Origin of the sequence: Micrococcus sp. ACRRV (genome assembly GCF_022346985.1) — a bacterium.
Classification (GTDB): Bacteria; Actinomycetota; Actinomycetes; order Actinomycetales; family Micrococcaceae; genus Micrococcus; species Micrococcus porci.
This window is the reverse complement of the sequence record NZ_JAKRNH010000124.1, coordinates 1-6,575: the sequence shown is the minus strand read 5'-3', so window position 1 is coordinate 6,575 and position 6,575 is coordinate 1. Positions and strand designations below refer to the sequence as shown.

Here is a 6,575-nt window from a genome sequence, read left to right as displayed (position 1 = left end):
CTCCCCACCGGCCCTGCCACGGCCGTCCCCGCCGCGCCCGCCGCCCCGGTCTCCCCGACCGCCGAAGACCGTTCCGCGGCCACCCCAGCGGATACCCTCGACACCATGAGCGCGCGCACCACGTACCTCCTCGTCGACGGCGAGAACCTCGACGCCACCCTCGGCATGTCCGTCCTCAACCGCCGCCCGAACCCGGAGGAGCGCCCCCGCTGGAACCGCGTGCTGCGGCACGTGGAGCGGGCCTGGGGCCAGGAGGTCCGCCCGCTGTTCTTCCTGGCGGTGGACGAGGACGGGGACATCCCGTTCGGCTTCGTCCAGGCGCTCACCACGATGGGCTACCAGCCGATCCTGCTGCGCGGGGCCGGCAAGGTCGTGGACATCGGCATCCAGCGCATGGCGGAGGCGCTGATCGGCCGGGACGCGGACGTGGTCCTGGCCAGCCACGACGCCGACTTCGCCCCGCAGATGCTCGACCTCGCCGCGCACGGCCACAAGATCGCCGTGATGGGCTTCGACGAGTTCATGTCCGCGGAGCTGCGCGCCGTGAACGGCATGGAGGTCTGGGACCTGGAGCACGACGTCGCCGCGTTCGACGTCCCGCTGCCGCGCCTGCGCGTCATCGACATCGACGACTTCGACCCGCGCGACTTCCTGTGACACTGGCCGCGGGCCACCGCCTGACGTGGGTGGATGTGGCGCGCGGGCTCGCGCTGGTCTCCATGTTCGTGGCGCACACGGCGCCGATGGGCGGCCCGGGCGGGGTGCTGAACCTCTCGGAGCACCTCACGGCCGCGCTGTTCGCGGCGCTCGTGGGCGTCTCGGCGCACCTGGAGCAGCGCCGTCACGGGTTCTGGCGGGCGTTCCTGCGCGCCGTGGTCCGCGCCGCGGCCCTGTGCGGCGCGGCCTGGCTGACGTCCCACTTCGGCGCGGCAGTCGTGGACGTCCTGACCCACCTCGCGGTGCTCACCGTCCTGATGTCCGTGCTGGCGCTCCTGCCGGGGCTGGTGCAGCTGCTGCTGGTCCCCGCCGCGGCCTGGGCGGGGGTGCGGGTCGGCGCCCTCACCGCCGACGACGTCGCCGCGCGCCTCGAGCCGGCCCGCGCCCTGGTCCCGGCGCAGGTCCGGCCGGGCCCGGCCGTCGTGGCGGAGCAGGCCGCCGCCTTCTTCACCGCCGGCCCCTACTTCCTGCTGTTCTTCACGGCCTGGGCGCTGCTCGGCGCGGTGGTCGTGCGGTCCGTGCAGGGCGGCGGCCTGAGGGCGGCCCTCCGGCTCGGCGGGCACCCCGGCCCTGGCCTGGGCGGCCGGGCCGCGGGCGGGGTCTGGGCGGGCGTCGGCCTGCTGGTCGGCGGCGCCGGTGTCGCGCTGGCCCGGCAGCGCACCGGGGACAGCCCGGTGCCCTACGAGGCCACGTGGGACTACGCCCTGCTCGCCGCCGGACTGGTGCTGATCGTGCTGGGGGCGTGCGCCGCCGTCGTGCCCTCCCACGTGCCGTGGCTGACGGCCGTGCTGGCCGTCCCCGGGTCCATGACGCTGAGCGTGTACGTGGCGCACCAGGCGTACCTGGGGTGGGTGCTGCGCGCCGGCCCGGGGCCGTGGCTCAGCGAGCTCGGCACGGACGACACCTGGTTCAACGTCGGGGCGCTCTGCGCCGCGGGCCTGCTGCTGCCGCTGCTCTGGCGGGCGCTCGTGCGGGCGGAGCCGTGGCGGCGCGGCCCGCTCGAGGGCCCGGTCGCCCTGGTCACCCACGGGCTCGCCCGCCGCTGACGCTCGGGGCACTCCGCGCCGGCACCGCCAGGACCGACCCTCTCGACGGCGCCCCGGAGGAGCCCGCGCCCCGTCACGGGTGTAGAGTGCCACGACCCCGGACACTCGGCGGCTCCCGAGTGCCGCCTCCCTCACCGAAGGCCCCTCGTGAATCCCACCGAATCCCCTCGCACGGCCGGGCCCGCGGGCAGCACCGCCGCGGCCGCCTCCCCTGAGCCGCACACCGGTCTGAAGCGCACCCTGGCCGCCCGTCACCTCATGATGATCGCCATGGGCGGCGCCATCGGCACCGGCCTCTTCGTCGCCTCCGGCAACAGCATCGCCACCGCCGGCCCCGGCGGCGCCCTGCTCGCCTACGTCGTCATCGGCTTCATGGTGTTCCTGCTCATGCAGTCGCTCGGCGAGATGGCCACCTACCTTCCGGTCTCCGGCGCCTTCGAGGAGTACGCGACCCGGTTCGTGAGCCCCTCGTTCGGCTTCGCCATCGGCTGGAACTACTGGTACAACTGGGCGATCACCGTGGCCGCCGAACTCGTGGCCGCCGCCCTGGTGATGCGCTACTGGTTCCCGGGCGTGCCCTCGTGGGCGTGGTCCGCGCTGTTCCTCGCGCTCCTCTTCGGCCTCAACGCCCTGTCCACCCGGGCCTACGGCGAGTCCGAGTTCTGGTTCTCGCTCATCAAGGTCGTCACCGTGGTGGTGTTCCTGGTGCTGGGCGTGCTCATGATCGTCGGCGTCCTCGGCGACGCCGCCGTCGGGACGGACAACTGGACGACGGGCGAGGCCCCCTTCGTGGGCGGCGCCCCCGGCATCCTCGCGATCTTCCTCGTGGCGGGCTTCTCCTTCCAGGGCACCGAGCTCGTCGGCGTGGCCGCCGGTGAGGCCGAGGACCCGGAGCGGACCGTCCCGAAGGCCATCCGCACCGTGTTCTGGCGCATCCTGCTCTTCTACGTGGGCGCGATCACCGTGATCGGCTTCCTGATCCCCTACACCAGCCCGAACCTGCTGGGCAGCGACATCGAGGACATCGCGATCTCCCCGTTCACCCTGGTGTTCGAGAACGCAGGCGTGCTGGCCGCGGCCGCCGTCATGAACGCCGTGATCCTCACGGCCATCCTCTCCGCCGGCAACTCCGGCCTGTACGCGTCCACGCGCATGCTGTGGGCCCTCGCGGACTCCGGCAAGGCCCCCCGCTTCCTTGCGAAGGTCAACCGCCGGGGCGTGCCCATGAACGCCCTGGTGGTGACCACGGCCGTGGGCGCCCTGTGTTTCCTGACGAGCTTCATCGGCGACGGCGCCGCCTACGTGTGGCTCGTCTCGGCCTCCGGTCTGGCCGGGTTCATCGTGTGGATGGGCATCGCCTGGAGCCACTACCGGTTCCGCAAGGCGTACGTGGCCCAGGGCAACGACATCACGGACCTCCCCTACCGGGCCGCCCTGTTCCCGCTGGGCCCGATCGTCGCGCTGCTGCTGTGCACCGTGGTGATCCTCGGCCAGAACTACGAGGCGTTCCTGAACGGGGTGGACCTGGTGGCCGTGGCGAGCGCGTACATCGGCCTGCCGCTGTTCCTCGCGCTGTGGATCGGCCACAAGCTGGTCACCGGCTCGAAGGGCGCGCGCCCCGAGGAGGCCGACCTCACCCGCGGCCGCGCCTGAGCCCCGCCCGGCCGGTTCGCGCCAGGGTGGGCCGGCCGGGACGCACGGGCTCTCCCCGCCGCCCGGGGCGGACGGGGCGCTCAGGCCTTCGGCAGCGCCAGCAGGGCCTCGATGGCGGCGGCGACCCCGTCGTCGTCGCAGGCCCCGACCACGCCGTCCGCGACCGCCCGCAGGGAGGCGTGCGCGCTGGCCACCGCCAGGCCGAGGCCGGCCCAGGCGAGCATCTCCGCGTCGTTGGGCATGTCCCCGAACGCGACGACGTCCGCCGCCTCCACGCCCGTCCCGCGCGCGAACTCGGCGAGGGTGGCGGCCTTGTGCACGCCCGGGGCGGACATCTCCACGAGCGACATGCCGGGCGCGGAGTGGGTGGCGGTGACCAGGCCGTCGCCGAGCTCACGGACGGCCGCGAGGAAGACGTCCGGCTCGATCCCGCCCGACTTGGCCATGAGCTTGACCACCGTCGCATCCCCCGGAAGGGCCGCCTCGAGACTGGCGGCGCGGGTCTGGCCGAGCTCGTCGGAGGCGAACGCGTCCTCCCAGAAGAAACCCTCCAGGGCCTCCGCGCCGAACGTGGCGGCGGGGTCCAGGGCGCGGATGCGGCGCACCACGTGGTCGATCGCGGCGCGGTCCAGGGCGTGGTGGAGGAGCACCTCGTCCGTGGCGGTGTCCGCGACGACGGCGCCGTTGGAGCAGATCACCGGGCCGACCTCGCCGAGCTGCGCGCGCAGCGGGCCCAGCCAGCGCAGCGGCCGCCCCGTCACGAACACGACGACGATCCCCTCGGCGTGCGCACGCCGCAGCGCGGCCACGGTACGGGGGGAGATCCGGCCGGTGCGCGTGTGCGCGTACCCGATCACGGTGCCGTCCAGGTCCGTGGCGATGAGCCGGGGACGACGGGCGGACACGGGGAGGGCGGACATGCGCCTCAGTCTAGGCGGGCGCCCTCCGGCCGGGCAGGATGGGATCGTGACCCAGGACAACCTCCGCACCCCCGCCACCGTGACCGTCACCGGCGCCGCCGGGAACATCGGCTACGCCCTGCTGTTCCGCATCGCCTCGGGCCAGCTGCTCGGCCCGGACACCCCCGTCCGGCTGCGCCTGCTGGAGATCCCCGCGGCCGTGCGCGCGGCCGAGGGCGTGGCCATGGAGCTCGCGGACAGCGCGTTCCCCCTGCTGGCGTCCGTGGACGTCACGGACAGCGCGGGCGCCGCGTTCGACGGCACCACCCACGCCCTGCTCGTCGGCGCCCGTCCCCGCACCGCCGGCATGGAGCGCGCGGACCTGCTGCGGGCCAACGGCGGGATCTTCGGCCCCCAGGGCGCCGCGATCAACGCGAGCGCGGACGCGTCGGTGCGCGTCGTCGTCGTGGGCAACCCGGCCAACACCAACGCGCTGATCGCCTCCGCGCACGCCCCGGACGTGCCGGCGGAGCGCTTCACCGCGCTCACCCGTCTGGACCACAACCGGGCCGTGTCCCAGCTCGCCGCGCGCGCCGGGGTGGGGGTGGCGGACGTGGACGGGATCACGATCTGGGGCAACCACTCGGCCACCCAGTTCCCCGACCTCACCCACGCGCGGGTGCGCGTGTCCGGCGACGACGGCGCGCCCGTCTGGCGCCCGGCCCTGGAGGTCCTGGACCCCGCGTGGGCGGCGGAGGAGTTCATCCCGCGTGTGGCCAAGCGCGGCGCAGAGATCATCGAGGTGCGGGGGGCGAGCTCGCAGGGCTCGGCGGCGTCCGCGACCATCGACCACATGCGGGACTGGTCCCTGGGCACCGGCGTGGACGCCGACGGCGCCCCGCGCCGCACCTCCGCGGCGGTCGTCTCGGACGGCTCCTACGGGGTGCCCGAGGGGCTGATCTCCTCGTTCCCGGTCACCTCCGACGGCAGCGGCGCGTGGACGATCCTCCCCGGCCTGGAGCCGGACGAGTCCCTGCTGCCGGGGGACGGCGGGCGCCTCGCCGCGACCGTCGCCGAGCTCGAGGCGGAGCGGGACGCGGTGCGGGCCCTCGGACTGATCTGAGCAGCCGGACGCGCCACCCACCGCTGTCGGGGCGGCGCCGTCGTCATGCCCGGCCTGCCCGCCGTGCTCAGTCCGCGAGCTCGTCCCGCATGGGCGGGTCTGCGCCCGGGCGGGAGGAGGTGATGGCGGAGGCGCGCGCCGCGTAGATCAGCACGGAGCGGATGTCCGCGAGGTCCATGGCGTGCAGGCGACCCCGGTTCTCGGCGCCGAGCAGAGAGCGGTCGTCCAGGGCGCCCAGCAGGGCCGCGGTGAAGGAGTCCCCCGCACCCACGGTGTCCGCGACGTCGACGGGCACGATCGGCTGCTCCAGCACGTGCTCCGCGGTGACGGCCACGATGTCCTCGGCGCCGCGCGTCATGACGACGAGCGCCGGGCCGGCCTGCTGCCACGCGCGCAGCGAGTCCATGAGCGGGCGGTCCGGGTAGAGCCAGGCGACGTCCTCGTCCGAGGCGTGGACGACGTCGGACAGTCGCACCGACTCCTCGGCGCGGGCGCGGGCGAACTCCCGGTCCGGGACGATCGAGGGGCGCACGTTGGGGTCGTAGCTGATCGTGGCGGTGGGCTGCACGGCCTCCAGCAGGCCCATCACCGAGGCGTCCCCGGGGGCGAGCATGGTGGCGATGGAGCCGGCGTGCACGTGCAGCAGGCGGCCGCCCGCGGCGCCGGTCAGCAGGCGCTCCAGCTCGGCGGCCTCCGGGAGAGTCCAGTCCAGCTCGAACTCGTAGCTGGCGGCGCCGGTGGGGTCCAGACGGGCGGTGGCCACGGAGGTGGGGGCGTCGTCGGCCCCGAGCACGCAGTGCACACCGTTGTCCGCAAGGTGTGCGGCGACCATGTCCCCGTACTCGTCCGTGCCGTACCGGCCGGCGAACCGCACAGGGCGGCCGAGCCGGCTCAGGCCGACAGCCACGTTCAACGGGCTGCCTCCGGGGTGCGCGCGGGGGGTGGCGGTGTCCGAGAGGACCACATCCACCAACGCCTCGCCGACGACTCCGAAATACTCTGCCACGAGCCCCACGGTACCCTACGAGGCGGCCCCGGCCGCGGGCTGTGGAGCCCGTGCGCCACCGCCGGGAGGACTCCGGCCGGCGGCCCCGCAGCGATCCGTCGGAAGGCGAGCATGTCCTCCTCCCCCTGTCT

The 6,575-nt window shown here is 74.6% G+C and carries 6 protein-coding genes; 4 read left to right on the top strand and 2 right to left on the bottom strand.

Going from position 1 to position 6,575, the window contains the following annotated elements; genetic code table 11:
• Window positions 1–105 precede the first annotated feature (105 nt).
• The 3 genes from MHY29_RS10725 (at window position 106) to MHY29_RS10715 (ending at window position 3,416) form a co-directional block, all read left to right on the top strand.
• Entirely contained in the window at window positions 106–657 is a 552-nt protein-coding gene (locus MHY29_RS10725) for an NYN domain-containing protein (protein WP_224355890.1), read from the top strand.
• 29 nt (window positions 658–686) lie between these two features.
• Window positions 687–1,763: a DUF1624 domain-containing protein gene (locus MHY29_RS10720; RefSeq protein ID WP_239241136.1), complete on the top strand. Its 1,077-nt coding sequence runs from the start codon at window positions 687–689 to the stop codon at window positions 1,761–1,763.
• A gap of 258 nt (window positions 1,764–2,021) precedes the next feature.
• Window positions 2,022–3,416, top strand: coding sequence for an amino acid permease (locus MHY29_RS10715; RefSeq protein ID WP_239241138.1), 1,395 nt, complete (start codon window positions 2,022–2,024; stop codon window positions 3,414–3,416).
• A gap of 80 nt (window positions 3,417–3,496) precedes the next feature.
• Here MHY29_RS10715 and MHY29_RS10710 read toward each other — a convergent pair whose 3' ends face one another.
• Complete coding sequence (locus MHY29_RS10710; protein ID WP_239241134.1) at window positions 3,497–4,336, bottom strand: HAD-IIB family hydrolase; 840 nt, start codon at window positions 4,334–4,336, stop codon at window positions 3,497–3,499.
• A gap of 46 nt (window positions 4,337–4,382) precedes the next feature.
• Here MHY29_RS10710 and MHY29_RS10705 point away from each other — a divergent pair, with 46 nt between their 5' ends.
• Complete coding sequence (locus MHY29_RS10705; RefSeq protein WP_239241132.1) at window positions 4,383–5,438, top strand: malate dehydrogenase; 1,056 nt, start codon at window positions 4,383–4,385, stop codon at window positions 5,436–5,438.
• 67 nt (window positions 5,439–5,505) lie between these two features.
• Here the strand turns inward: MHY29_RS10705 and MHY29_RS10700 are convergent, their stop codons facing one another.
• Window positions 5,506–6,444, bottom strand: coding sequence for a carbohydrate kinase (locus MHY29_RS10700; protein ID WP_224355894.1), 939 nt, complete (start codon window positions 6,442–6,444; stop codon window positions 5,506–5,508).
• Between the last annotated feature and the right edge of the window lie 131 nt (window positions 6,445–6,575).

Bases quoted from the DNA above. Each gene is read 5' to 3' on its own strand.
- MHY29_RS10725 (WP_224355890.1), top strand. From the start codon at position 106: ATGAGCGCGCGCACCACGTACCTCCTCGTCGACGGCGAGAACCTCGAC.
- MHY29_RS10710 (WP_239241134.1), bottom strand. From the start codon at position 4,336: ATGTCCGCCCTCCCCGTGTCCGCCCGTCGTCCCCGGCTCATCGCCACG.
- MHY29_RS10715 (WP_239241138.1), top strand. From the start codon at position 2,022: ATGATGATCGCCATGGGCGGCGCCATCGGCACCGGCCTCTTCGTCGCC.